This is a genomic window from Neobacillus sp. YIM B06451, assembly GCF_032667185.1.
Taxonomy (GTDB): Bacteria; Bacillota; Bacilli; order Bacillales; family Cytobacillaceae; genus Bacillus_D.
Genome location: NZ_JAVFKJ010000020.1, coordinates 19,646 through 44,080, shown reverse-complemented (window position 1 = coordinate 44,080; position 24,435 = coordinate 19,646). Strand labels below are relative to the sequence as shown.

The following is a 24,435-nucleotide window of genomic DNA, read 5'->3' as shown; positions in this document are numbered from 1 at the left end:
TTATCAAGCAAAGCGCACTGTTAAAGCAGAATGGGTAAACAAAGGCAAAATGGAAATTAAAGCTTTAAAAAGAGCTAATCTCGATTTTAGGATTGGCTCTTTTTTTAAATAAAGGCCCAAAATGGGTAACAAAGGAGCAGGATAATGCACATTTTAGTTGTTGGCCTGGACTACAAAACAGCACCTTTGGAGATCAGGGAAAAGCTGACGTTTAATCCTGTCGACAATGGTGCTGCTATGGAAGATTTACAAGCGAGAAATAGTATAGTTGAAAATGTTATTTTATCTACCTGCAACCGCACCGAAATATATGCGGTTGTAGATGATTTGCATAAAGGCAGATATGAAATAAAAGAGTTCTTATCCGAATGGTTTCAAATTGAGAAGAGCAAGTTTACCCCTTTTTTATTTTTTCATGACCAGGAGCTAGCAATTGAACATCTTTTTAAGGTTGCATGTGGATTGAATTCTATGATATTAGGAGAAACGCAAATTTTGGGCCAGGTTCGTACAAGCTTTTTGTTGGCACAAAATAAAAACACTATTGGAAAAGTATTTAATTATTCTTTTAAAAAGGCGGTCACTCTTGGTAAACGGGCTCATAGTGAAACAGGAATCGGTTCTAACGCTGTATCGGTTAGCTATGCAGCTGTAGAGCTTGCTAACAAGGTATTTACCTCCCTTGAAGATAAATCGGTTCTGTTGATTGGAGCAGGCAAAATGTCAGAACTAGCCTACAAAAATTTAAAGGGAAATGGTGTAAATAAAGTAATAGTCATTAATCGTACATTTGAGAATGCTAAAAAGTTGGCAAATCGTTATGTAGGAGAGGCTAGGCCTATGGCGGAATTGCTAGCGGCTATAGGAGAATCAGACATCATCATCAGCTCGACATCATCAGAAGAATACGTAATAACCCGAGAGATGATACTTGAGGCCAAAAGGCTTCGAAAAGGGAAGCCATTATTTATTATCGATATTTCGGTACCGAGGGATATAGACCCATTAGTGGATGACATAGAAAATGTTTTTTTATATAACATCGATGATTTAAGAGACCTGGTAAATGTGAATTTAATGGAGCGTGAAAAGGCTGCCGAAGAGGTTGCTACGATGATAGAGGGTGAAATAATTGAGTTTCAGGAATGGATCCACTTGTTGGATGTTGTTCCCGTTATCTCGGCGCTTAACAAAAAAACCGCTACCATCCGGTCGGAAGTTATGAATAGCATTACAAATAAGCTTCCAGATCTTACAAACCGGGATGTAAAGGTTATAGCGAAACATGTTAATAGCATCACAAACCAAATGCTGAAGGATCCACTTGCTAAATTAAAGGCATTAGGGGTTTCAAAGGGCTCAGATAAGGATTTGGATATGTTCATAAAAATTTTTAATATAGAAGAAATGCTAGAGAAAAGCCACAGGGAATAGTAAGGAATTAGACTTATGACTCACAGCAAAGGGGTAGCTGGATGGATATAAAAGTGGATGATTTATCAAAAATTGGGCGTAAGGCGTTTGAATTAATCTGGAAAAACACAAATGATGCAATCTTTTTAATTGGAGACGATGGGGCAATCGTTCAGGCAAATCCAACTTTTACTGAAATATTGGGCTGGACAATTGAAGATATTAGAGGATTAACCCCGCCGCCTCCCCTGCATGGCATGACTACTGAAGAACACAAAGAGTTTCTTGATAGATTAAGAAGAGGACAAAATATTAATTACTGTTTTACAGAAAGAAAAACTAAAGATGGAGAAATTTTAGATATATTATCAACCTATAGAGCTATTAATAAGGATGGAATTTTGGCATTGGGGATGTATAAGGACTTTACTGAGCAAATGGAAATCCAAAAAAAACTGGAGGAAAATGAGGACCGATACCGAAAACTGGTAGAATATTCACCTGATGCAATTATTGTTCAGAATAAGAACCATATCTTGTATGCTAATCCTGCAGGTACAAGGTTATTAGGGCAAGACAGTCCGAATGATATGGTTGGCAGATCAATTTGGAAATTTATTTATTCAGAAAACAAAAAAGATATTGAACAAAGACTCTTCAATATGATGGACGATTTTGATGCGTACAAACCTGTTACTATTGTAGAACGGTTTATTCGCTATGACTATAAACAGTTTTATGCAGAGGTTACCGCCCTACCCATTATTTATAATGGGGAAGTTGTTATGCAAATTCTGTTAAGGGATGTAACGGTCAGAAAAAAATATGAGAAGGAACTTGAAAATTTGGCTTATTATGATTCGCTGACCGGGCTTAGAAATAGGCGCAGTTTCATGGAGATTCTTGAACAGGGTATTTTATCTGCGAGTAAAATAAAGGAACAGCTTGCATTATTTTATTTAGATATTGATAAATTCAAGGAAATTAACGATGTATTAGGCCATGATGCAGGGGATGAACTGCTTAAACAGTTTTCACAGCGCTTGGTAAGTAATTTAAGGGAAGATAGTATCATTGGCCGGTTAGGTGGCGATGAATTCGTAGTATTAATTAGAGGTGTTAAAAATGGTAAGAGTGTTTATAAAATTGTAGAGAGGCTATATAAGGCGCTCCAGCAGGAATATACCATCGGTGGCCACCGGATTGAAGCAACAGCAAGTATCGGTATCTCACTATACCCCAAAAATGGAACGAGCAGTGAATTATTAATTAAACATGCTGACGAAGCATTATATTTAGCCAAAGAAACTAGAAACCAGTACCATTTCCATAGTTTATCACATAATAACGAGTAGTAAGCCCTCACCGATGGCTGTTTTATGAGGAGGAAAGCTCATTAAGTTGACTTAAACTTTATTTTAATATATCTTTAACTTGAGATATGTTAAATAGAGATATATTGACGATTTGTAGAAAAGGAGATTATCGATAAATGAATGTATTAGTAGTAAGAGCAAATAACAGACCGGCTTCCGAGGCGGTATCAAGCAAGATGTATGAGACTTTCATGGAAAATCTTGACGGAGTCAATGTAACAACTTTTGATGTATTTGCAGAAGATATGCCATACCTTGGCCAGGATCTTTTCAATGCATTCGGCAAACTTGCATCTGGCGAAGAACTTACAGATGTTGAAAAACGCATTTTGGCAGCAAAGCAAAAAGCAAAGGATGCTTTAACAGCAGCTGATATCGTTGTTTTTGCTTTCCCATTGTGGAACCTAACAATTCCTGCGAAGCTTCAAACATTTATCGATTATGTATATGAGGCAGGATTTACGTTTAAATATGATGAAAACGGCCAGGCAGTCCAGCTTATGAAGGACAAAAAGGCGATTATCCTAAACGCGCGTGGAGGCATCTATTCCGAGGGCCCTGCGGCTGCAATGGAAATGTCCGTTAACTACATTAAGAATGTTGCTGGCGGCGTGTTCGGTATGCAAATCATTGACGAAGTAGTCATCGAAGGACATGCTGCGGCACCTGATCAAGCAGAGAAAATCATTGCTGAAGGATTGGAAAAAGTTAAAGAAGCTGCAAAGAAACTTTCTGCAGTAGCCGTTTAATAATAATCAATTTTTAAAGTTAACCAAACAAAAGCTAACCGGAACTTGCTACTGGTTAGCTTTGTTTCTTAAGGAAGCATAGAACAATGAATTATAGAAAGGATAGTCAATGAAATGATTTCTGGTGAGGGTGCTATAAAAAATCGATACCTAAAAATGGCAATGGGTTTATATTTGAATTATTTACTATTAGGTATGATCAATGTAATTATTGCATCCAATATGAATTTTTTATCTCAACAATTAAATACGGGCAGTGTGGAAATTAGTTTTTTGATTTCTGCTATTGGGATAGGTAAATTAGTTACATTAAGTTTTTCTGGAAGGCTTTCTGATAAGTTGGGGAGAAAGTCCCTTGTCGTAATTGCATCATTTTTATATGTTATTTTTCTAGTTGGTATTCCTCTTGCACCAAACTATCATTTTGCTTTCGTTTTTGCGATTATTGCGGGAATTTGTAATTCAATTATGGATTCAGGGACATATCCTGCTCTAATTGATGCTTTTCCTGAAAATTCAGGATCCGCAATGGTACTACTGAAAGCCTTTATCTCCATTGGGGCGACCCTTTTGCCTATTCTAGTGGTATTCATTATTTCAAACAATCTATATTATGGGTTTGCCTTTTTTGTTCCTGCGGCAGCTTACCTTATCAACGGTTTTTTCCTTACATTAGCTTTATTTCCAAAGCATAAAGTAGGTAAGTATGATCACTATTCAGTGGATTACAGTACTATACGAAAGAGGTTTTCAATTAAGCCCGTGTTCTGGAGAGAAGGTATAGGAGTCGTCTTGATTGCCTTTAGTTCAGTTGCTTTATTTATGATTATCCAAACCTGGATTCCCACGTACGGCCAGGAGATTGTTGGATTGAGCAAGGTGGAAGCAGTTGGATTATTGAGCTTCTATAGCATAGGAGGATTAATTTCCGTTCTTCTGCTCGCATTCCTGTTAAACAAGGTAATTAAGCCTATAACCATAATGGTCATTTATCCGTCTATAGCTTTTATTACGTTACTAGCCCTGTTAGCTCTTCCATATCCAGAAGTCATTATGGTCTGTGCATTCGTTCTAGGGTTATCAACTTCAGGGATTTTTCAATTAGCTGTTACTATTATGGCTGAATTTTTCCCGGATAAAAAAGGAACGAGTACCGCATATGTCAGCCTTGCTTCTAGCTTAGCGTTTATTGTTATTCCATTTATAACAGGAATGATGACAAAGTATTTCAGCGTAACGTCAGTATTTATTTTTGATCTTGCAATAGCAATCTTAACTATATTACTAGGAATCAATTTATCCTTTCGGTATAAGAGAGTATTTAATCCTATTTAATGGGCTCGTTTGGCTTAATTTGGATGGGGAATGGAAGGGTAAATTGGTAGAAATGCATTGAAATCTTGATTGGCTACTAGCCTTCAAGGTTTCTTTTTTCTTAAACAGCTAAATGAACGTAAAACATTGACAAAGCCCTCAAAAGCAGGAAAAAGCTTACCCAAGAAGAGTAAGCTTAGCCTCCTGTATAAATCTCCTCACATGTCTCACCGGTCGGTTCATAATAGCAATGGTTTTTGAATTGGCCGGAAAATGGCTGGTCGTACCATGTAGGAGGGCAGGGGGCGTAGGGATTGAAGTACCATAGGGCAAATTTCGCCGGCTGCTGTCTCCAATACTCCAAATTCTGTCTTGCTAATCGTTTTTCACTTTCTCTTGCCCGTTGATAAAACACATTCCCCTTCTGAACAGCTTCAAAGGAAAAATTTCCTCCCTGGACTTGAAAAATGACCTGGCGGACTGTTCTTACATCTCTAAAGTCTGAACAATTTGCTTTGACGCGGTTAACAATTACATTTCCAACATACAGCATTCCCTGTTTTCCTTCGCCCTCGGCTTCCGCTCTCATCATCCTTGCCATTAAGGCAACATCTGCATCCCTGTATTTAATTCTCGCCATATTTTCACCCCAAGATATAGTATGAAAAAGGCCTATATTGGTGTAGGTCTTTTTTAAAAAAGCAGGTGAAATAATATAGGTTCGAAATCGATCGGATTGAGGAATAATAATAGAACATACCAAAGGAGGGTGTTTCTGTGGCGAAAAGAATGATACAGGGAATTGTTTTATTAGGGGTATTGCTTTTACCGTTACTTACATCTGCGCATGTAAAATGGTTTGCCGAAGTGAAGCCGGAAAGAGAGTCAATTGAGAATATCCTTTCCCCATTATTCATTACGGTAGCCTTGCTTTTCGCGGTACTCCTGGCGGTGTTATCGCAAGTGATGCATAAGCTGACCGATTTTGCATTTGCGAAGAGAATAGACCAGTGGCTGGAGAAGCGAAGACCCTATTCCCGCTATTTGTTAAAGTACGGGACCGCGCTGGCGCTCCTGTTACAAGTTTTTTCCGGATCGACGTTTGCTCCCGAGTTCCACATTGAACATACTTGGGAAACCGTGTTGATGTGGGCTGCGATTATCCTGCTGATTATCCCGCATCACCTGGCAACCAAGGTAGGCGCAGTAGTGCTTTTTATCCTTTTCGTAAACGTTACAATGACCGCTGGCTGGTTCCATATGCTCGATTATGGTTTTTACCTCGCCATTATTGGCGTTTTGCTGGTTGGAAAAACCAAGTGGGAGGATTGGGGCTTCCCGTTCTTGTACTTAGGAACGGGTTTGAGCTTGTGTTGGGTGGCGGTTGAAAAATGGGTGTTTCCAAATATGACGCTTCAAATAATCCAACATCACCACGTGCCAACCTTTGGTTTCCCAGCGGATACTTTTATTGTCCTGGCGGCGTTTATCGAATTTGTAGTCGGTTATTTACTAGTCGTAGGAATATTAAACCGGATTCTTGCGGTAGTAGTGACAGTCCTTTTTATCCTGACGACGATGATTTTTGGCTACACGGAAGTTGTTGGCCATGCGATGATTCACATTGTACTGCTTATCTTTATCATCGAGGGAGTTTCCTTTTATCAACCGCCAATCAAAATGCACAAAACGAGATTGGACCAAATGGTATTCGTTTTCTTAAATTTTATCTTTGTTCTTTCAACATTTTTATTGATTTATTATAGGTTTGCTTAAGGCTGTGAAATGTCTTTTACACGAAAACTAAAGGACGTTTGGCCAGACGGATTATGCCAGTTGGCCTTGTTTTTATTGTATGGAGAGAAGCTTGTGCTTTAATGTGGTTCTTCACCATAAGTTCTGGTTTTTCAATTAAAGGTAATCAAGCTGGGTGACAAAGATTTTCGTCAAAGCGGAAAAGGTGTCACTCAAATCTGGATGAGTGACAAAGATTTGGGCAAAAGCCGAAAAGGTGTCAGTCAAATCCCGTTGAGCGACAAAGATTGGGTCAAATACCAAAAAGTTGTCAAGGAAGATTTCCTTTGGTAAAGCGCTAATCTATAAATTTTAAAAATCACTCTTTTGGTGAAGAACCTTAAATGTTTTAATATGTAACTTTTTCCTAAAACAACCGTAATACCAGCAAGAGGTGATCCAAATGGACAAACAAACTTTGTATGTATCTGATAATTTTTTCTCTGCTGGGCGGACCGATATTTATAATGGATCGAAGGAAAAGGTTGGGGAAGTCGATTTGAGGAGTATGTTCACGGCAGGATTGGATGTCCTTAACATGGACGAGGAAATCATCGTTAGCGGCAAATTCCCTTTTTTAAGCCGGCGATGGGTTGTCACCGGGCCCAATGGACAGGAAGTCGGGAATCTAAGGGCAAAGTTCGCTTTATTTTCAAAAAGGTATGAATACAGCACAGAAAACGGCCGGGTTTTTGAGATTGAGTCGGAGGCCTTTTCCAACCTTTATATCCTTTATGACGAGAATAGGAACGAGGCGGGCCGTTTTGAAAAAATCAGCGGGTTCTTTTCGGCGGCCGCTTTTCAGCTGTCCAGCTCGGATAAAGGGCTAGATGTATATGAAATGATCGCCGTTGTCATGGGCGTCAATGCCATCCAAAAGGCGGCGAGGAACGCCAGGAATGCAAGGAATGCAGCCCACTAAAAAAATATAATTTGCGAGGAAACCAAAGGGTATTTTAGGATGACTTAACCTATTGTAAAATATGGTAAAGGGTGGGCTGAAAAAGGGGAGTCTAAATGAAGCATTTTAATGAAAAATATACGATTCGGCCAGGGGCTCTCGCGGATGCGGAAGGAACTTTTTTGGTGCTTAAAGCTGTCATTGCCGAGGGCGGCTATCTCATGACAGCTCCAGAGGAATTCAATCAAACCATCGACCAGCACAAAGAGTGGATAAAGAAGCTTACGAATAGTGAACGGGAAGCGCTTTTTGTTGCTGAAAGGGACGGGAAGATTGCCGGTTTTATCATGTTTCAATCACCCGATCGGAAAAGGCTGTCCCATACGGGGACTTTTGGAATCATGATTAGCAAGGAGCACAGGGACCAGGGGCTTGGCAAATTGCTTTTAAAAACTCTCCTCGACTGGGCAGAAAAGAACCCTCTCATTGAAAAGGTAAGCCTCGCGGTTTTTTCTACAAACGAAAGGGCGATTGCTTTGTATAAAAGCTTTGGCTTCATAAAAGAGGGGCGCAAGGTCAATGAAGTAAAGTTTGCCGAAAATGAGTATGCGGATGACATCCTCATGTACAAATCAGTGAAATAGCAAAAAGGCACGGTATCCCAAAAGAGCGGGTACCGTGCCTTTTATTAATCTATTTTTTCATATTGTCCTCATCGTTGCCCTTGGTAATTTCCTTTTTGATCTCGTCCGTCAGCCCTTCGGAAGCGCGTTTAAACTCGCGGATGGACCGTCCGACTGCACGGCCGATTTCAGGCAGTTTATTCGGTCCAAACACGATAAGTGCCACAACCAGTATTAGTATCATACCTGGTACACCGATATTTGATAGCATTGCCTCATCTCCTGGTGGAATTGTATCCAGTCATACAAGACCAGTATACTCTTTTTTAAAATAGAGGACTAGTCAAGCCGCTTCCGTTCTCCACGTAAAAACCCGTATCCATTGAGAATCTGGATACGGGTTCTCCTTTTTTCTAGCAGCACCTGGATACTTTCCCGCCCTTGGCGTTGTAGCGGGCGTCCTGTGCTTCGCAAAAGAATTCTTTTCTTGTTTTTACAGGCTGGTCTGGATGTTGGGCTTTCATGTGTTCAACATATCTCTCATAACTCGGGACCCCGACGAGCAGCGAAATGAATTGTTTCCGGTATGCGAGCATGTCTTTCAGTTTATTAAGCATAATGTTTCAGGTCTCCATCCCCACGTGGAATATAAGGTGATTCATGCAATTCCAGCTTCTGGTTTTTAAACACCTTAACCCAAATCCTTAGCGCCGAGATCAGAACCGCAATCACGACTATCATGAAGAATGCGCAAAGGGCGGCGTCAATATAGTCGTTAAAAATAATCTGCCTCATTTGTGCCACGTTTGCAGCTGGGGCCAAAACCTTACCTTCATCCAAAGCCTGGCTAAATACCTTGGCGTGGGAAAGGAAGCCGATTTTTGGATTCTCGTGAAACAGCTTTTGCCAGCCGGCTGTCATGGTAACAATTAAAATCCATGTCGTCGGGATAAGGGTAACCCATACATACGCTTTTTTGCCCATTTTGAAAAGGACGGTCGTCCCGAGAAGCAAGGCGATGGCGGCAAGCATTTGGTTCGCGATTCCAAACAGCGGCCAAAGCGTATTAATTCCTCCAAGCGGATCGATAACCCCCTGGTAAAGGAAATATCCCCAGAATAGGACGCAAAGCGTTGTTGCTATGATATTCGGAATTAATGCATCCGTTTTTGCGAATGGCTTATACACATTGCCGATCAAATCCTGGATGATGAAGCGGCCGACGCGTGTTCCGGCGTCAATCGTCGTCAGAATGAACAGGGCTTCAAACAGGATGGCAAAGTGGTACCAGAATGCCATGAGTGCTTTTCCGCCAATGACCTTCGAGAAAATAAACGCCATACCGATCGCCAGGGTCGGCGCTCCCCCTGTACGGGAAATGATTGATTGCTCGCCTACATCTTCGGCAAGCCCGGTCAAATCGTCAGGCGTGATCGTGAATCCCATGTTTGAAACAGCAGTTGCGGCCTGGACCACGTCCGTTCCAATAACAGCGGGAGGGCTGTTGATCGCAAAATAAATCCCTGGAGTCAGCACGCACGCTGCGATCATTGCCATTACGGCAACAAACGATTCAGTTAGCATTGCGCCATAGCCAATTGGCTGGGCGTGCGATTCGCGTTCGATCATCTTCGGAGTTGTACCTGATGAAATCAGGGAGTGGAAACCCGAGACGGCTCCGCACGCGATGGTGATAAACAGGAACGGGAACAGGTTTCCGGCGAATACCGGGCCGGTTCCATCAATGAACTTCGTCACCCCAGGCATCTGAAGATCCGGTGCGACAAACAGGATGCCCAAGGCCAGTCCGAAAATTACGCCGATTTTCAGGAAAGTACTTAAATAATCACGCGGGGCCAGAAGCATCCAAACAGGCAGGACGGATGCAACGAAGCCGTAAATAATCATCATGATTGCAATTGCTTCGCCTGAAAACGTAAACATTTTTGCGAGCTCGGCATGCTGGGATACATATTGCCCTCCATAAATGGAAAGGAGGAGCAGGATTCCCCCCATAATCGAGGCTTCGCCAACGCGGCCCGGGCGGATATAGCGCATATAGAATCCCATCAGCACCGCAATTGGAATGGTCGCGGCAATTGTGAACATTCCCCAAGGGCTTCCAATAAGCGCTTTTACAACAACCAATGCCAATACGGCCAATAATATAATCATAATGCCTAAAATGCCGACCATGGCGATAATGCCTGTAATAGGGCCGATTTCTTCCTTAATCATTTCACCTAGCGACTTCCCATTGCGGCGCATTGAGCCGAATAGGATAATGAAGTCCTGGACAGCACCGGCAAGGACTACTCCGACGACAATCCAGAGTGTTCCCGGCAGGTACCCCATTTGGGCCGCAAGGATTGGTCCGACGAGCGGGCCAGCACCGGCGATTGCAGCAAAGTGGTGCCCGAAAAGGACCCATTTGTTTGTCGGAACATAGTCTTTTCCGTCATTATTGACTTCCGCTGGAGTTTTCCTGTTGTCATCAAGCTCAAAAACTTTCCTTGCGATGAACTTGCTGTAGAAACGGTATGCGATTGCATAAACACAGATGGCGGCCGTTACAAGCCAAATTGCATTGATGGTTTCTCCATTATTCAGGGCCAAGACCCCGAATGCCGCGGCTCCTAACGCGGAAACCAAACCCCAAATAATGATTGACTTTAATGCTTTAATGACACTCCCCACCTTTTCTGTTTTTTTTGTGTGTATCCAAAATGAATTATAGTACACTATTCTGAATTTTAAAATAAATAAATGTCGATTTGTGAAAAAATGAAGAAAAGATACTAAGATTTTCTACTAGGAGCAGGTTAAAAAAGAAGAAATGTATTTACGGAAAATTAATAAAGCCGGTTTCGGGGCTGATGCCCTTACTTTGGTGTTTTTCGAAAAAGCAAAAAAGCCGCTTGCTACGGCGTAACGAGTTTACTGTAAAGTAAATCCGTTAGACGTCGGCAGGCGGCTATTTCGATTAAATAAAATTAACTTAAATCCATCGTCCCCTTGACTCTTGCTTGGTAAGCGGCAAAACGAATACAACCGAGGCAAATAATGAAAAAGACGATTCCCAATAAAAACTCCTGCGCGGCATAGACAGGGACTCGATCAAAGTTTCCTTCATTCATAATTTCCTTTGTCAGCATAACGCCTCTTGTTAAAGGGATGAATTGAGCTGTAAACTGCAACGCTTGTGGCATGATGGCCTGGGGATAATTTGCCCCGCTTAATAGAAGTAGGATACTAGCCAATAAATTGGTCAGCAGGTGCATGGATGGTGTCCATAAACAGAAGCTTCCGATGATTAATCCGAGCCCGCATGCAGAGAAAATAGAAACAGCCCATACAAGCGCAAGGGCACCCGCGGCTTCAAAAGTAATGGAAATGTCAAAAAGGAAGATTCCGAATAATAATCCGATAAATGCAGTAAACAACCCGTTTGCCACATGCGCCAAGGACCGGGCCAAAAACATCGCGGGCTTGTTAGCGGGAGTTGCCATGATTAGCTGCAGCGTGCCCATGCTTCGATCTGAAGTTATGACGGATGTGATTCCAAACACTGAATTCATTACACATAGCAGTAAGGCGTTTGCACCTATATAGCCGGCAAGGTCCACGCCATCATAAACATGTCTCACTAAAAAAGAGAAAAACAGCAGTTGGCTGAGCGGCATGCATACCATGACAAGTAAATATACCTTCGGATCCAGCCAGCCGAATAATGCTCGATAGGATAAAAAACTATGGCGAAAAAAACGCTGAATTGCCTCCATCATTAATACACCCCCAACTTTCCGTCAACACGTGCTTTTCGCTCCACAGCTTTATAGCAGCACCATGCGATCAATCCATACACAAGAGACAATACTAGTAAAATCCCCATTGTCTTAAGAATGGCATCGGTATTAGTAGCAGCGAGGGTCTCACGCAATAATACAATCGCCCATGTAGGGGGCAGTATATACGAAAGCGGCTGAATCCAATCCGGTAAAATGGAAATCGGGAATAAAAACCCGCAAATAAAATAAATCGGGTATTCTAGGAAGTTCATTAATGCTTCCGCCTGGCGGGATAAAGTGAAAAACAGCGCCAAAAAGAATGAAAAGATGATCAATGCAAATATCACGAGCAGGAGTGCCAGAAAAAACAGGAGGGGATGGGCAATCACAACCTGAACACGGAAAAACACAACTAAATAGAGTACCGAGAAGCCCATAGCGATAATTCCCCAGATGGTATTCCCGACAATTTTACCAAGAAGGATAATTGAAAAGGGAGTAGGAGCAACGAAAATGTTTTCCAATGTTCCGTAAAATCGTTCCCGGTTAATATCGCTCGCAGAAGAGTAGACAATTGACGACCAGAGGGCCATAAAACCGGAACCAAGCAATACATATTGGACGAGTGTCTCATTCGGGACTTTCCCGTATATAAAGTAGCTTAGTGTCGCGTAAAAAAGGGGGGAAATCCAAATGATGAATTGAAACATTGGACGCGCGATAGACAGCCTCATTTGCAGATTAGCTGTTTGCCATAATGGGTGAAGAATGCTGCTCATCTTTTAATCCTCCGATCAAATGCAAATAAACATCTTCCAGGGAAGGTTCCGTAATTGAAATGTTTTGAATTCCGCCTTCACCCAACCCGCTATAAAGAAGGGAGATGATTTTTTGAGGTTCACTAGTTTGGACACGGACAGTGGAATAGTAGTCATTTGACGTTTCTTCCAAATGGTGCAAGCTGGCATTTTTGATCAGCAGGGATTTTGCTTTCACCCCACTTGTACAATCAAATTGGACGACTGAAAGCTGGCCAACCATCTTCTTTAAATTATCGGGTGTGTCTATTGCGATAAGTTCGCCCTGATTAATAAATGCAATGCGGTCACAAAGTTCATCTGCTTCCTGCATGTAATGGGTTGTCAGCACAATTGTCGTTCCGTTTTCGTTTAGCTGCCGGATGATTTGCCGGAGGTTTCTGGCACTAATCGGATCCAGGCCGATGGAAGGCTCATCTAAAAAGAGGATTTTTGGGTCATTAATCAACCCGCGTGCAATTTGCAGCCGCTGTTTCATCCCTTTTGAGAAGGTTTCAACTCGTTGGGCGGCCGCATTCTCAAGCCCTACTAGTTTCAGCAATTCAGGGATTCGTTCCTTTTGGATGCTCCTTGGAATTTTATACAGGTCTGCAAAGTAGGTGAGATTATCATAGGCTGATAAACGCCAGTATAAATTCCGCTCCCCGCCCAGAATGAAATTGATTTGGGTCCTCAATTTGTGATTTTCGGTTTCAACATCCAAACCAAGGATGGTGGCTTGGCCTTCCGTAGGAATAAGCATCGTTGTCAAAATTTTAATCATCGTCGTCTTGCCAGCCCCATTGGGACCAAGCAAACCAAAGACTTCTCCCTTTTGTACTTCAAATGAAATCCCCTTTAAAGCTTCGATGGTTTTTTTCTTTTTTTTGAAAAATCCCTGTTCTGCCACATACGTCCTTTTTACATTTTTTACATTGATAATTGAAGCGTTCATGTTTTCACCTCTATATTAGATGATTATCTTATAATATGATTGTATTATAATTCTTAATTTTTGCAATAAAAAAGAACGACAATTTTGTCGCTCTTTAAATCAAGTTTTAGTATTCGTGAATTCCTGAAGTACTGATTTAAACTTTTCCAATTGAACCGGATCAGCGGAAAAGTATTTAATAGCCCCAATTTTTTCTTCCTTGATCAAATTCGCCTTTTTGAGCAGGTCCAGATGATGTGAAACAGTCGCCGTGGTGACCCCGACATACTCCGCCAATCTCGCTCCATATTCCTTTTTTACGCATAACATTCTTAAAATCAGAAGTCTGTTTGGGTCGGAAAGAACTTTTAGTATTTTAGACAGTTCCTTGCTTTTTTCCCTGTCATCATTCAATGGTTGGGCGCAGCCAAAAATTACAATACAAACCGCATGATTAAAGACACGCATTTTAAATGGAGAGAAGCTATAGCTTGGGAGAAAATAATAGAGCTTATAATCGCTAGTGCGCTTGAACGTTTTTCCCATCACATATTGTGAGAGTGCGAGTGGTTTCATGTTTAACTTTCCCAGTTCCAATAATGATTGGTCAATGGATCCTTGTTTTGTCTTAATCAACCTTTGAAAATAATCCCCATGAACGATGTGGAGGAATACATCAAGAAATTCTTTGCGAAACGAATGGAGTTCGAGCAAAAACGTTTTGATGAATTGCCGTTTCTCGGGAGTGCTCCACTCATAACGCTCTTCCATGGATTCAATATCTTCTGGTGATGTAAGGAGCATTTCAATTAGATCCCTTGGGATTTCTCCACCTAAAAAGCTCTGGACAAAATCAGGATCCGGTAAGGTTGAAATGCCTTTGTAAAAATCCTTTTCCTCTTGAAAGTGCGGTACTTTTAAAAGTAAATCAAGGCAGCCCAATAAATCATTAGTACAATAACTGCGCCACTTTTCAATAAATATTCTCGATTGATCAGGAAGCGCTTTTTCAATTGATTGATAATCTATATAGTGAAAATCCTTTTTGTTTCTTAATAACATTGCACAAAGGAGAATCAGCCCTTCCACAACAGGAGAAAAAAACATATGTACTTGTTCATTTGCAGTTTCTTCGTAATTTATTTCAATGGTCATTAGCCAATCCTCCATAGCGTGTTACTTATATTATAAAGTGGTCATCTAATATTGGAAAGTATGTGACCCTGGTACCGCCAGTAAAATAAAAGCTAATATTGGACTCAAACCCACAACGGGAAAAGCCCGCTGCCAAAAAAGGGAGAGCGGACTTCATATAACGTAAAGTCGGATCGGTTCATAAAACTTGGAATCCGGTTCATAAATTTGTTATGTCGGTTCATAAAAGCTGAATACGGTTCATAAAATTGCGATTCCGGTTCATAAATCCAGGAAAGCGGGTCATAAAATTCGATTCAGGTTTATCGGTCAGAGACCGGTTTAGTTCATAAAGCTTTATTCCGGTTCATAATCCGGAAAAACCGTTCATAAAACTCCAAACTCGGTTCATAAAAATCTAAACCTGGTTCACAAACCAAAAATCCAGTTCATAAACCCAAAAACAACCGCAAACCCCAAAACGGGAACCCTTATTATAGGATTAATAAACCATTCCTTCATCATGATAATATTTGAACTCCAGCAGGTTGTTTGCAGGGTCGATCAAAAAGAACGTAACATGCTCTTCTTTTTTGCCTGGGAACCGGACCATCAGTTCCTGGAAAAACGGCAATTCGTGCGTTGTCGCATGATCAAGCGCTTCGTCGAATTCTTCCCTGATGAGGAAAGTGACCCCGAAGTGCCGCGGGTACATTTTCGGAGCAGGATCGATTTTATCCGGGTTTAAATGGCAGACGACCTGGTCGCCGAAAAAGTCGAAGGTAACCCTGTCGTGGTACCGGCGCGCAAGCCGGCAGCCAAGCTTTTCATAAAAATCCACTGTCTCGTCAAGGTCCTTGCACGGTATCGCAAGGTGGAACACTTTGTTTGTATCTCTCATTTTACAGCCTCCTCAAAAAGGAAAAATGTATCGGAACGCAAGCCGAGCCGGAGCGTTTCAAGAGCGATCACATCACTGAACGGGATGTTCGCCAGATTCACATTCGAGCCCGCAAGCCTGATAAATTCGGTTTGCATTTTTTTCGTCGGTGCTTCAAAAAGAATTCGCTCAAGAGGGATGCCGGACGCAAGGATGTCGTTGACAATGTCAAAACGCATTTCCCCATTTGACTGGCAGATGCCGCTCGTTCCGCTTTCCCTCGCTTCGGTAATAACTTTGGCCGCACCGGCCTCAAGGTCTTCCTCGATACATTCAAGCCATTCGGAAGGGGAAAAGGTGACGCTGCTATCCTTGTTCCCAACTTCGCTGAAGACCGTGAACTCTTTCGAAAAATTGGTGATATGCCGTGCTTTTTCCTTGTTCGGCATTGGCAAAGTACCGTTAGAGATTTCAACATGCATACAGCCAAACTGTTTGCAATAATCATAGTAGTCATCCAATTTATTCTGGCTGAGGAATTTTTCAAAAAGCGTCCCGCCGAAAAAATAGCCTACCCCATGCTCTTGTAAAATTGAAATCTTGTTTTTGAGGCTTGGCGAAACAATGGAAGTACCCCAACCGAATTTTACAAAATCGACATAGCGGGAGGCGCTTTTAATAGTATCTGCGAAAAAACCTACAGGGACGCCGTTGTCAATCAGCACGGTTACCCCGTTAAACCTCGGCTTCGCTTCTCTTTCCGGCAGGTCCAATCCTGTATAATTCATCGTTATCCACCCTCACAATCGTCGGGAGTTCACCGGTGCAATCCACATGCATAACAAATCCCCCAGGCAGTTCCCTCGTGCAATAATCAATGTCCACAGCCTGAAATTCCGGCTGGGACGAGTCAAAAAACTTCCTTGCCGGTCCGCAGTGCCTGATTCTTTCGGCGACAGCTTCCCAGGAAAAGCATTCTTCCCTATGAAGTATCCCTTTTATATATTCGGCGCATGCCAGGTCATCGTCCCCATCGGGATGGGAAGCAATAATATTGACGATTGACCCATACGGCCATCGATCAAGGACACATTCCGCGGTTGTCCGCGCATTCGAAAAGCCGGTGACAAACACCGCGTCGGCGCCGAGGGCATTCAGCGCCGCCCGCACGCCGTTCGTTGTCTTTTGGACAAGCGTCCTTCCTCGTACGTCCGCACCGGCCATTTTTGCAGGGGAATTATCGAAATCAAACCCCGGGATTGGAAATCCCTGTACCTCGCCGCCCAGCAAATAGCACGGATTCTTTTCTTTTAAAAGAAAGGCCTCGGCTTCGGTTCCCGCGAGGATAATCTCCCTGGCCCCACGAAGGAATGCATAATGCGCAACAGTGAATGCCCGAACGACATCGATGACAATATTTACATCTGATCGTGGCAGCCTGGGGCTATGGCCCTGGTAAATGGTTGCTTTCATGTTTTGCGCTCCTGTTGTTAAAATCCATAGACACTCTGCAAAAAGTATATGCCCAGGGAGCCAAAGCGTACCTTATCCTGCCTATTTTGCCGTGCAGAAAATAAATAGGCGCATACCCTTCCTGAAATAGGCTTTTACCCTCCGAACTTTTAGATGGAAAAATGAATATTTTGTACATAGGTTTTAACCTATTTTGCCAGATGGAAGGGTCGGCCAAGGCCCAAATTTTAAAAATGCGAGGGGAAGGAAATGGGGAATGTGCTGACCTACGATACTTGGGAGGAAGCTAAGGCCGGCCTCGTGCTGGAGAAATTAACCGATACAATGGATGTGCTGAAATGGGCGTACCGGGAATATGGGGACGAAATCATCTATGCCTGCAGCTTTGGCGCGGAGGGAATCGTCATGCTCGACCTGATTTCAAAAGTTAATAAGCAAGCGGCAGTCCTCTTCCTGGATACCGGCCTTCACTTCGCTGAGACGTATGAGCTGATTGAAAAAATTAAGGAACAATACCCGGGATTCAAGCTGAACATTGTCAAACCCGATATAACCCTTTTAGAACAGGAAGCGCTTTACGGGAAGGAATTGTGGAAATGCGACCCGAATCTTTGCTGCAAAATCAGGAAGGTTGAGCCGCTTGCCAGGGAGCTAGGTATAGTCAAAGCCTGGATTTCGGGGCTTCGGAGGGAACAGTCCGAGACAAGGAAGAGCGTCAACTATATCAATAAGGATGAAAGGTTTAAAAACATAAAAATTTGCCCACTTATCCATTGGAAATGGGAGGATATTTGGAATTATATCCGCCTCAACAGCCTTCCCTATAATTCGCTCCATGACAGGCAATATCCGAGCATTGGCTGTCAGCCGTGCACCCATCCAGTAAAAGAGGGGGACGACTTGCGCGCGGGAAGATGGGCAAATACAGGAAAGACGGAATGCGGCCTCCATCTTGCGGGAGGGAGTGGGTGAGAAGGGCCGTTCTTGGCTGGACGGCCGGTTTTTCCTGCCGATAAACAGATTACTTGAAAGCGTAAGGAGGAACATTACATGATTGATCCTCACGGGGGAGTCCTGGTTCATAAAATAAATGAGGATTGCTGGGTGGATGAGACGATTCTGTCTGTGGAACTGGATGCGATGGCCCTAAGCGACCTTGAAATGATTGCAATTGGGGCGTATAGCCCTCTTGGCGGGTTTATGGAGAAAAACGATTATCTTGCCGTCGTGGAAAAGATGCGCCTTAAGAATGGGCTTGTCTGGAGCATCCCCGTCGCGCTTCCCGTCCCAAAATGGGTAGCGGCGCGGATTGAGCCGGGCGATACAATCAACCTGGAACGGGAAGGGACCATCTATGGCATTATGGAAGTCACTGATAAATATGTCCCTGACAAACGAAAGGAAGCGAGGCTTGTTTACAGGACCGAGGAACAGGATCACCCTGGGGTTAAAAAAATGTTCGAGCGGGGGGAAGTGTATCTTGGCGGCCCGGTGGCCATGGTAAAGAGGCCGGCAAACCAATACCAGGAACAGAACCGCACCCCGAAAGAGACAAGGGAGCTGTTCAGGAAACGGGGCTGGAAGACGGTTGTTGGCTTTCAAACGAGGAATCCAGTCCATCGGGCCCATGAATATATCCAAAAGTGCGCTCTTGAACAAGTCGACGCCCTTTTCTTGCATCCGCTCGTCGGCGAGACAAAAGCAGACGATGTCCCAGGTGATATCCGCATGAAAAGCTATAAAGCGCTTTTGGAAAAATATTATCCGCAAGACCGGGTTTTGTTATCGGTTTTTCCGGCGGCAATGCGTTATGCTGGCCCGCGGGAAGCGATATTCCACGCAATCATCCGAAAAAACTACGGCTGCACGCATTTTATTGTCGGGCGGGACCATGCCGGCGTAGGAAATTATTATGGAACGTATGATGCCCAGAAAATCTTCGCTAATTTTACGAAGGATGAAATTGGCATCCAAACTTTATTTTTCGAAAACAGCTTTTACTGTGAGGTATGTGGGAATATGGCTTCTGTAAAGACATGCCCCCATGATAAAAAACACCACGTCGCGCTTTCCGGGACCAAAGTCAGGGCGATGCTTCAAAAAGGGGAGGCGCCTCCGCCGGAATTTAGCCGACCGGAAGTAGCAGCTATATTGATAGAGGGTATGAGGATGCAGCATCTTTCCCTCCAGGAGATGGTGGGGAAAAATGAGTGAGCATATCGTCTGGCATCCAGCTGCAATGACAAAAGCGGACCGCCAGAATTTGAATGGGCATAAAAGCTTTGTTCTTTGGTTCACGGGCCTATCCGGTTCGGGAAAATCGACCCTTGCCAATGAGGTAGACCGCCAGCTATACAGCATGGGGGTCAGAAGCTATGTCCTTGATGGCGACAACATCCGCCACGGTTTGAACAAAGGGCTTGGCTTTAGCAAGGAGGACCGCATCGAGAATATCAGGCGGATTGGTGAAGTTTCGAGGCTTTTCGTCGACAGTGGCCTGGTGGTGCTGACCGCCTTTATTTCGCCGTTCCGTGAAGACCGAAGCAGGGTGAGGGAACTGTTTGAGCCGGGCGAATTCATCGAGGTTTTTGCGAATTGCCCGCTTGAGGTGTGTGAAAAAAGGGATGTAAAGGGTCTTTACAAAAAAGCGAGGCGGGGTGAGATCCGGGAGTTCACGGGAATCGATTCTCCGTATGAAGTCCCGTTCGCACCGGAGTTGTCAATTGATACTTCAGGAGCATCTGTGGAGGAATGCGCGAGACGCGTCATCCGTTATTTGCAGAATAATGGATTGATAGGGTTGGATAGCCCAATTAAATAAAAGAGTGAAAAACTCAAAAAGCATAACCGCCGCAGAAACCGGAGGTTATGCTTTTTGATAGATGAACCTGTCAAGCTATAGAATGGATGGCGCTTACGCTTTTCTTTGTCCAGCTACAGCGCCCAGCGCCTATTGTACTTCGGTCCCCTCGCTACGATAAGTCAACATCGAATCGCTTCCGCTCTTCGTGTTTCCTTTATCTCCATCGGGGCCCTCCAGTCCATACGGCGCTAAACGGGCGCTTTCGCTTTTCTTTGTCCAGCTACAGCGCCCAGCGCCTATTGTACTTCGGTCCCCTCGCTACGATAAGTCAACATCGAATCGCTTCCGCTCTTCGTGTTTCCTTTATCTCCATCGGGGCCCTCCAGTCCATACGGCGCTAAACGGGCGCTTTCGCTTTTCTTTGTCCAGCTACACCAGGAAAGCTTCAGCAGCGTAGCATCGCTTTTACTAATTCCATCCGCATTCGGCCAGGTATTGTTCTTTTTTCAAAATATCATCCCGCGAATCGCCGATCAATATGCCGTTAATGAATGGCTGTGTGCCAGGATTGCCCTCAACGTCAGGGTGATAGATTGCGAGCGGAATAAGCGTTCGGGATTCAATCATATTTTTACAAACAGAAAGGAAATCATTCCATTCCGAATCAATTTTCCACGTTTTATACATCATGTCCTGTGTTTGGTAACTTTCGAAAATGCTGTCTTTCAGCAGGAGCGCGGGGGTGGAACCATTCAGCCGGAAATTCAGGTCGATGCATAACACCCGACCTTCCTCCGACAAGAGGATATCGAATCCGGCGACCCCCTTGTAGCCAAGTTCGCATGCCTTTTCCATGATTGATTTCCCAAGGGCGATTGCTTCATCAGGCGGCCCTTCGGCGTTGGAAATCCAGTTTCCTTTATACTCGCCGGAATCGGTCGTGATTTGTTCTCCAGCGCCAAGGTAAATGATTTTTCCATCATGTGTTTTGGCAAATTGGATGCAGTAATTTTTCCTAATATCGACAATCTCTTCAATTACTATGCTCTCACTGTCTTCCAGGCTTTCTAGCGCCTCGGCAAAATCCTCATCCGTATAGCAAAAGAAGACATCGTGTCCGCCTCCGTTCGGGAGGTCCGTCCCTGCTTTCATTACAAACGGTAAACCCCACTCCTCTTTTATCGAACTGGCTTCCGATGGAGTGGCAACAAACCGTTTCGGGCGATGTTCAAGAGGGACGAGTTCCCCGAGGTTCGCCTTGTTATTCAAATAGGAAAATACATTTTTATCAATCCAGTAATTTCCCTCTGGCACCTCGGATTCCGGGACCGGATGGTTCATTACTTTTTTCAGCGGTCGGCTGTTAAGCTCGTCCACCAGACTGTAGAAGCTTTCCTCCGAATCATAAACGAGGAGGTTCGAGGCTGGGGTGATTCCCGCTTTTTCAAAAAGGCCAAGCGTTTCATCCGTCACCGTCCTCCTATTGCACACGAGTGGCATATCCCCCGCAATTGGTAGAAGCGCGCCTGTCCGGAAATCATCCATATTCTCATTTGACGGAACCCAGCCCAAGCCCTGGAATGAAACGCGCGGATTAAAAACAAGCTCCGGCCCAAATATATCTTGCAAAGTCATTGAAGGCTCTATTTTCATTTGTTAAACGTCCCTCCCTTGAGCAATATCATAATCGCCAACTAACATACCATTACCCGGAAATCATTATTTTTAAAATACGCTTCCGCGTTATCCTGATATTCCCAATGAGGCTTTTTCTAATCCATGGAAAAAGGAGGATGAGTTTATCCACCTATCCTCCAAACCAAACGGCTATTTATATAAAAAAATTGACACATGGTCATTCCTGTCGACTGTGGCGAGCAGAACATCGGCCACGTCCGCCTGATAGGTTCGTTTCAGGGTGGATCGGACCCATTCCTCATCCTTGCTGATTCTTTTCAGCTCTTCGAGATTAATTTTCCCTTCCTTAATGATGACCTTGGGCAAAAAGAACGGCTCAGTTTCTATTTTTAATGTTGCGGGTGTAACCGGCTCATAGCGCGGGTCGAGGAAAAAGGAAATCCTTCCGTCAACTTCCCAGACTGCCAGAGCCACTTTCTTTATATCGCCGACCTTATTTTCCCGTAACTCCTCCAAAACAACATCGAGTGAAATTCTGGCCCGTTTTAGCCCGCCATAAAGGATGCTTCCATTTTCGATAATGGTGATTGGGGCATGATTGATCAATCTCCTGAACCAGGGCCATTTTAAAATTAAAAAAATCCCGAAACTATACAAAACGACTAGGACGATGGTAGTGATGATAGACCCTTTCATACCTAGATGCTGGTCTGACAAAGGGTGGGCAATTATATTCCCGATTACCAATGCAATGACGAAATCCAGCAGCCTTAATTGGGATATCGCCCTCTGGCCAAGTACTTTTGCAACAATGACCAAAAAAATGAAAGCAACTATTGCCCGGAGGATCCAATCAAATGAAGACAAAATTTCTTGGCCTTGATAAAAATCCATCGTTGGCACTTCCTTTAGCGAATCCGGATTATTTTTTGTTTAGGAGGGGCATAGGGGGAGGTTTCCAGCCAGTAACAGGTTCCACTATGTAGGTTCATTTCAGTCTCCCGCTTTTCGATAGGATATTTTTACTATTTCCAAACTAAAGATGGCCATTCAAAAATTAGGTGAACTCCATCAGCGGTGAATATAGCGTACGGTCCAACTGTCCGTTATGAATTGAGTAAGAGGAGTTGCCCATCGTTTGGAGAATTAATAAATAAGTAGAATACATCTCAATGGGAGCAAGGAGTAATTAGGGTATGTTGGACTTTTTAAAGTATATTCTTTGTTTAACAATTGCCGGTTATTTGCCGTTCTATTTCAGGCTTATCAATGATCGGAACCGGTTCTTTATTACGCTTAAAATGCTGCACCCGTGGTTTGCGGTTGCTGCGATCGGCTCTTTTTTCTGGCCGGCCCTTTCATTTGTCTGGCTCTTTTATTGTGTCCTAATTGGGGTATATGGTTCGTTCCGGTTTCTTGGGCGGGGTGGATTCTACATCGAAGAGTTATTGATTGATTTTTCAATGATGTATCTGCCAATCGGCGGGGTCTGGTTCACTGTCTATCAAAATGGATTGAGCCTGTTTGGCTTTTCGGGAATGCTTGCCCTTCTGACAGCGATTCATTTTCATTATTCCAGCCTTTATGGCCTATTATTTCCCGGGCTGCTCGGGCGGTGGATGAAGGAAACTGGACCTTTTCCAAGGCTTTACCGTACTGCCTCACTCATTTTCATCGTTTCTCCTTTGCTTGTTGCTGTTGGAATTACTTACTCCCATGGCGTTGAAATAGTGGCTGTCCTGCTTTTTTTGGCTGCCCTCTATACATATTGCTGGTTCTCTTTTAAAACAAGGAACAAGTTTCTGTGGGCTTCATCTGCCGCCATTGTATTTACGATGCTACTTTCGGCGCTTTACGCCCTCAGGCTGGTCGACATTCCATTTATGGTTTATTTCCATGGGTTCGTCAACGCGGTATTGTTTTCCGGGCTAGGGCTTGCTGGCTTTTGGCAGTTGAAGCCGGAGAGCCACTTTCCTTTGAACGCCATCCAGTTTTCCACAATTGCCGGCCAGAGCAGGATTGGAACTAACTTTTTCAGCCGGAACGGTTTCGTCGCCGAGACAGACAGGCATCCGGCAGGCATGGTCGATTCGATGGCCGATTTTAAGAGAGAAAAGTTCAATCCTGGTAAAATCAATCCCCGTATCGCTGATTTTTACATAAATACTGTCTTGTATGACATGGACGTCCAGCCGCGCTGGAGATGGTTCATTTACCCTGCCGCCGTCTTGTATAAAAAGCTTTCGATTCGAATGGAGCAAATGAATTTCCCGACCTTGAAGCATGAGGCCCATACGGAAATCGATAGTGGGATGTGGAAGCTGGCTGATGAAAAGGACAGCCGTCATAATGTCAGGGCCTGGATCAGAAGCGACCGGAAAAGTAGGAAGGCAATCTATGTCGCAGCTTATTCAACCCACAAAAATGGGGTTGGGGAGAGGTTTTACAATGTGTTCTTTCCGCTTCCATTCGGCGGGATGACAAGCATTCTAAGAATCACCCATTACGGGAATGACGGCGTTTCACTAACATCCCTATCTGATATGAGGAGGAATGACCATAACGGCGTTTACTTGACTCTTTTTAAAAAGAGCTTCCGGATACCAATCAATGAAACAATCAACGTCTGGGAGGAGGAAGGCTGCATAAAGGCGTACCATGTGTCTTATTTATTCGGCGTCAGGGTTCTTGAACTTGAATACGCCATCAAGGGTAAAGCTGAAAATTCGTCGGTTAGCATGTAAGACACATATTCCAGATATACGTGTCCGAAGCAGCCGCTTTCCAACAGGAAAGAGAAAAAGGACCTAAAATAGGC

The 24,435-nt window shown here is 43.6% G+C and carries 25 protein-coding genes; 11 read left to right on the top strand and 14 right to left on the bottom strand.

The genetic code is table 11. The annotated features are described in order from the left end of the window. Nucleotides 1-144: 144 nt before the first annotated feature. The 4 genes from hemA to RB160_RS22135 all read left to right on the top strand — a co-directional run bounded on the left by hemA (nt 145) and on the right by RB160_RS22135 (nt 4,873). Nucleotides 145-1,434, top strand: coding sequence for a glutamyl-tRNA reductase (hemA, locus tag RB160_RS22150; RefSeq protein ID WP_316572605.1), 1,290 nt, complete (start codon nt 145-147; stop codon nt 1,432-1,434). 41 nt (nt 1,435-1,475) lie between these two features. Next, nucleotides 1,476-2,768, top strand: coding sequence for a diguanylate cyclase domain-containing protein (locus RB160_RS22145; RefSeq protein ID WP_316572604.1), 1,293 nt, complete (start codon nt 1,476-1,478; stop codon nt 2,766-2,768). A gap of 137 nt (nt 2,769-2,905) precedes the next feature. Beyond that, nucleotides 2,906-3,538 (top strand): FMN-dependent NADH-azoreductase, encoded by a 633-nt coding sequence (locus RB160_RS22140; RefSeq protein ID WP_316572603.1) that lies wholly within the window; start codon nt 2,906-2,908, stop codon nt 3,536-3,538. Between the two features lie 135 nt (nt 3,539-3,673). Then, nucleotides 3,674-4,873: an MFS transporter gene (locus RB160_RS22135; protein WP_316572620.1), complete on the top strand. Its 1,200-nt coding sequence runs from the start codon at nt 3,674-3,676 to the stop codon at nt 4,871-4,873. A gap of 175 nt (nt 4,874-5,048) precedes the next feature. Here the strand turns inward: RB160_RS22135 and RB160_RS22130 are convergent, their stop codons facing one another. Further along, complete coding sequence (locus RB160_RS22130; RefSeq protein ID WP_316572602.1) at nt 5,049-5,492, bottom strand: cell wall hydrolase; 444 nt, start codon at nt 5,490-5,492, stop codon at nt 5,049-5,051. Between the two features lie 137 nt (nt 5,493-5,629). Between RB160_RS22130 and RB160_RS22125 the strand changes: the two genes are divergently transcribed. Then, nucleotides 5,630-6,628 (top strand): DoxX family membrane protein, encoded by a 999-nt coding sequence (locus RB160_RS22125; RefSeq protein WP_316572601.1) that lies wholly within the window; start codon nt 5,630-5,632, stop codon nt 6,626-6,628. Nucleotides 6,629-6,763: 135 nt separating this feature from the next. Here the strand turns inward: RB160_RS22125 and RB160_RS22120 are convergent, their stop codons facing one another. Further along, nucleotides 6,764-6,910, bottom strand: coding sequence for a hypothetical protein (locus tag RB160_RS22120; protein ID WP_316572600.1), 147 nt, complete (start codon nt 6,908-6,910; stop codon nt 6,764-6,766). A gap of 139 nt (nt 6,911-7,049) precedes the next feature. Here RB160_RS22120 and RB160_RS22115 point away from each other — a divergent pair, with 139 nt between their 5' ends. Next, nucleotides 7,050-7,568 carry a hypothetical protein gene (locus RB160_RS22115; RefSeq protein WP_316572599.1) on the top strand — a complete coding sequence of 173 codons (519 nt, stop codon included), beginning with the start codon at nt 7,050-7,052 and terminating at the stop codon, nt 7,566-7,568. Between the two features lie 95 nt (nt 7,569-7,663). Then, nucleotides 7,664-8,191 carry a GNAT family N-acetyltransferase gene (locus tag RB160_RS22110; RefSeq protein ID WP_316572598.1) on the top strand — a complete coding sequence of 176 codons (528 nt, stop codon included), beginning with the start codon at nt 7,664-7,666 and terminating at the stop codon, nt 8,189-8,191. A 49-nt stretch (nt 8,192-8,240) separates the two neighbouring features. Here RB160_RS22110 and RB160_RS22105 read toward each other — a convergent pair whose 3' ends face one another. The 10 genes from RB160_RS22105 to RB160_RS22060 all read right to left on the bottom strand — a co-directional run bounded on the left by RB160_RS22105 (nt 8,241) and on the right by RB160_RS22060 (nt 17,176). After that, nucleotides 8,241-8,441, bottom strand: coding sequence for a twin-arginine translocase TatA/TatE family subunit (locus RB160_RS22105; RefSeq protein WP_316572596.1), 201 nt, complete (start codon nt 8,439-8,441; stop codon nt 8,241-8,243). Nucleotides 8,442-8,583: 142 nt separating this feature from the next. Continuing rightward, the gene (locus RB160_RS22100) at nt 8,584-8,787 is read right to left on the bottom strand and encodes a YbdD/YjiX family protein (protein WP_316572595.1); all 204 of its coding nucleotides are present in this window, start codon (nt 8,785-8,787) and stop codon (nt 8,584-8,586) included. Continuing rightward, a complete protein-coding gene (locus RB160_RS22095) occupies nt 8,780-10,855 on the bottom strand; it encodes a carbon starvation CstA family protein (RefSeq protein ID WP_316572619.1) in 2,076 nt (691 codons plus the stop codon). The genes RB160_RS22100 and RB160_RS22095 overlap by 8 nt, the downstream gene beginning before the upstream one ends. 308 nt (nt 10,856-11,163) lie before the next feature. Next, on the bottom strand, nt 11,164-11,955 hold the full coding sequence (locus RB160_RS22090; protein WP_316572594.1) for an ABC transporter permease: 792 nt from the start codon (nt 11,953-11,955) through the stop codon (nt 11,164-11,166). After that, a complete protein-coding gene (locus RB160_RS22085) occupies nt 11,955-12,737 on the bottom strand; it encodes an ABC transporter permease (protein WP_316572593.1) in 783 nt (260 codons plus the stop codon). Before RB160_RS22085 ends, RB160_RS22090 begins: the two co-directional genes overlap by 1 nt. Continuing rightward, on the bottom strand, nt 12,700-13,710 hold the full coding sequence (locus RB160_RS22080; protein ID WP_316572592.1) for an ABC transporter ATP-binding protein: 1,011 nt from the start codon (nt 13,708-13,710) through the stop codon (nt 12,700-12,702). The genes RB160_RS22085 and RB160_RS22080 overlap by 38 nt, the downstream gene beginning before the upstream one ends. 99 nt (nt 13,711-13,809) lie before the next feature. Then, nucleotides 13,810-14,844: an ArsR/SmtB family transcription factor gene (locus tag RB160_RS22075; RefSeq protein ID WP_316572591.1), complete on the bottom strand. Its 1,035-nt coding sequence runs from the start codon at nt 14,842-14,844 to the stop codon at nt 13,810-13,812. Nucleotides 14,845-15,325: 481 nt separating this feature from the next. Then, nucleotides 15,326-15,724, bottom strand: a complete 399-nt coding sequence (locus RB160_RS22070) for a VOC family protein (RefSeq protein WP_316572590.1) — start codon at nt 15,722-15,724, stop codon at nt 15,326-15,328. Continuing rightward, the gene (locus RB160_RS22065) at nt 15,721-16,491 is read right to left on the bottom strand and encodes a phosphosulfolactate synthase (RefSeq protein ID WP_316572589.1); all 771 of its coding nucleotides are present in this window, start codon (nt 16,489-16,491) and stop codon (nt 15,721-15,723) included. The genes RB160_RS22070 and RB160_RS22065 overlap by 4 nt, the downstream gene beginning before the upstream one ends. Further along, complete coding sequence (locus RB160_RS22060) at nt 16,439-17,176, bottom strand: 2-phosphosulfolactate phosphatase (RefSeq protein ID WP_316572588.1); 738 nt, start codon at nt 17,174-17,176, stop codon at nt 16,439-16,441. The genes RB160_RS22065 and RB160_RS22060 overlap by 53 nt, the downstream gene beginning before the upstream one ends. Nucleotides 17,177-17,425: 249 nt before the next feature. Here RB160_RS22060 and RB160_RS22055 point away from each other — a divergent pair, with 249 nt between their 5' ends. The 3 genes from RB160_RS22055 to cysC all read left to right on the top strand — a co-directional run bounded on the left by RB160_RS22055 (nt 17,426) and on the right by cysC (nt 19,997). Continuing rightward, nucleotides 17,426-18,148: a phosphoadenylyl-sulfate reductase gene (locus tag RB160_RS22055; protein ID WP_316572587.1), complete on the top strand. Its 723-nt coding sequence runs from the start codon at nt 17,426-17,428 to the stop codon at nt 18,146-18,148. 78 nt (nt 18,149-18,226) lie between these two features. Further along, nucleotides 18,227-19,390, top strand: a complete 1,164-nt coding sequence (sat, locus tag RB160_RS22050; RefSeq protein WP_316572586.1) for a sulfate adenylyltransferase — start codon at nt 18,227-18,229, stop codon at nt 19,388-19,390. Next, nucleotides 19,383-19,997, top strand: a complete 615-nt coding sequence (gene cysC / locus RB160_RS22045) for an adenylyl-sulfate kinase (RefSeq protein WP_316572585.1) — start codon at nt 19,383-19,385, stop codon at nt 19,995-19,997. Before sat ends, cysC begins: the two co-directional genes overlap by 8 nt. A gap of 450 nt (nt 19,998-20,447) precedes the next feature. Here cysC and RB160_RS22040 read toward each other — a convergent pair whose 3' ends face one another. Beyond that, complete coding sequence (locus RB160_RS22040) at nt 20,448-21,632, bottom strand: ATP-grasp domain-containing protein (RefSeq protein WP_316572584.1); 1,185 nt, start codon at nt 21,630-21,632, stop codon at nt 20,448-20,450. 174 nt (nt 21,633-21,806) lie between these two features. Then, nucleotides 21,807-22,511, bottom strand: a complete 705-nt coding sequence (locus RB160_RS22035) for a DUF421 domain-containing protein (protein WP_316572583.1) — start codon at nt 22,509-22,511, stop codon at nt 21,807-21,809. A 302-nt stretch (nt 22,512-22,813) separates the two neighbouring features. On the opposite strand from RB160_RS22035, the gene RB160_RS22030 reads away from it, so the two are divergent. Further along, nucleotides 22,814-24,361: a YndJ family protein gene (locus RB160_RS22030; protein WP_316572582.1), complete on the top strand. Its 1,548-nt coding sequence runs from the start codon at nt 22,814-22,816 to the stop codon at nt 24,359-24,361. Nucleotides 24,362-24,435: the final 74 nt, after the last annotated feature.

Coding starts and splice junctions, on each gene's coding strand:
- RB160_RS22030 (WP_316572582.1), top strand. CDS start 22,814: ATGTTGGACTTTTTAAAGTATATTCTTTGTTTAACAATTGCCGGTTAT.
- sat (WP_316572586.1), top strand. CDS start 18,227: ATGATTGATCCTCACGGGGGAGTCCTGGTTCATAAAATAAATGAGGAT.
- RB160_RS22115 (WP_316572599.1), top strand. CDS start 7,050: ATGGACAAACAAACTTTGTATGTATCTGATAATTTTTTCTCTGCTGGG.
- RB160_RS22070 (WP_316572590.1), bottom strand. CDS start 15,724: ATGAGAGATACAAACAAAGTGTTCCACCTTGCGATACCGTGCAAGGAC.
- RB160_RS22075 (WP_316572591.1), bottom strand. CDS start 14,844: ATGACCATTGAAATAAATTACGAAGAAACTGCAAATGAACAAGTACAT.
- RB160_RS22085 (WP_316572593.1), bottom strand. CDS start 12,737: ATGAGCAGCATTCTTCACCCATTATGGCAAACAGCTAATCTGCAAATG.
- RB160_RS22040 (WP_316572584.1), bottom strand. CDS start 21,632: ATGAAAATAGAGCCTTCAATGACTTTGCAAGATATATTTGGGCCGGAG.
- RB160_RS22140 (WP_316572603.1), top strand. CDS start 2,906: ATGAATGTATTAGTAGTAAGAGCAAATAACAGACCGGCTTCCGAGGCG.
- RB160_RS22060 (WP_316572588.1), bottom strand. CDS start 17,176: ATGAAAGCAACCATTTACCAGGGCCATAGCCCCAGGCTGCCACGATCA.
- RB160_RS22055 (WP_316572587.1), top strand. CDS start 17,426: ATGGGGAATGTGCTGACCTACGATACTTGGGAGGAAGCTAAGGCCGGC.
- RB160_RS22080 (WP_316572592.1), bottom strand. CDS start 13,710: ATGAACGCTTCAATTATCAATGTAAAAAATGTAAAAAGGACGTATGTG.
- RB160_RS22145 (WP_316572604.1), top strand. CDS start 1,476: ATGGATATAAAAGTGGATGATTTATCAAAAATTGGGCGTAAGGCGTTT.
- hemA (WP_316572605.1), top strand. CDS start 145: ATGCACATTTTAGTTGTTGGCCTGGACTACAAAACAGCACCTTTGGAG.
- RB160_RS22130 (WP_316572602.1), bottom strand. CDS start 5,492: ATGGCGAGAATTAAATACAGGGATGCAGATGTTGCCTTAATGGCAAGG.
- RB160_RS22110 (WP_316572598.1), top strand. CDS start 7,664: ATGAAGCATTTTAATGAAAAATATACGATTCGGCCAGGGGCTCTCGCG.
- RB160_RS22100 (WP_316572595.1), bottom strand. CDS start 8,787: ATGCTTAATAAACTGAAAGACATGCTCGCATACCGGAAACAATTCATT.
- RB160_RS22035 (WP_316572583.1), bottom strand. CDS start 22,511: ATGGATTTTTATCAAGGCCAAGAAATTTTGTCTTCATTTGATTGGATC.
- RB160_RS22065 (WP_316572589.1), bottom strand. CDS start 16,491: ATGAATTATACAGGATTGGACCTGCCGGAAAGAGAAGCGAAGCCGAGG.
- cysC (WP_316572585.1), top strand. CDS start 19,383: ATGAGTGAGCATATCGTCTGGCATCCAGCTGCAATGACAAAAGCGGAC.
- RB160_RS22090 (WP_316572594.1), bottom strand. CDS start 11,955: ATGATGGAGGCAATTCAGCGTTTTTTTCGCCATAGTTTTTTATCCTAT.
- RB160_RS22105 (WP_316572596.1), bottom strand. CDS start 8,441: ATGCTATCAAATATCGGTGTACCAGGTATGATACTAATACTGGTTGTG.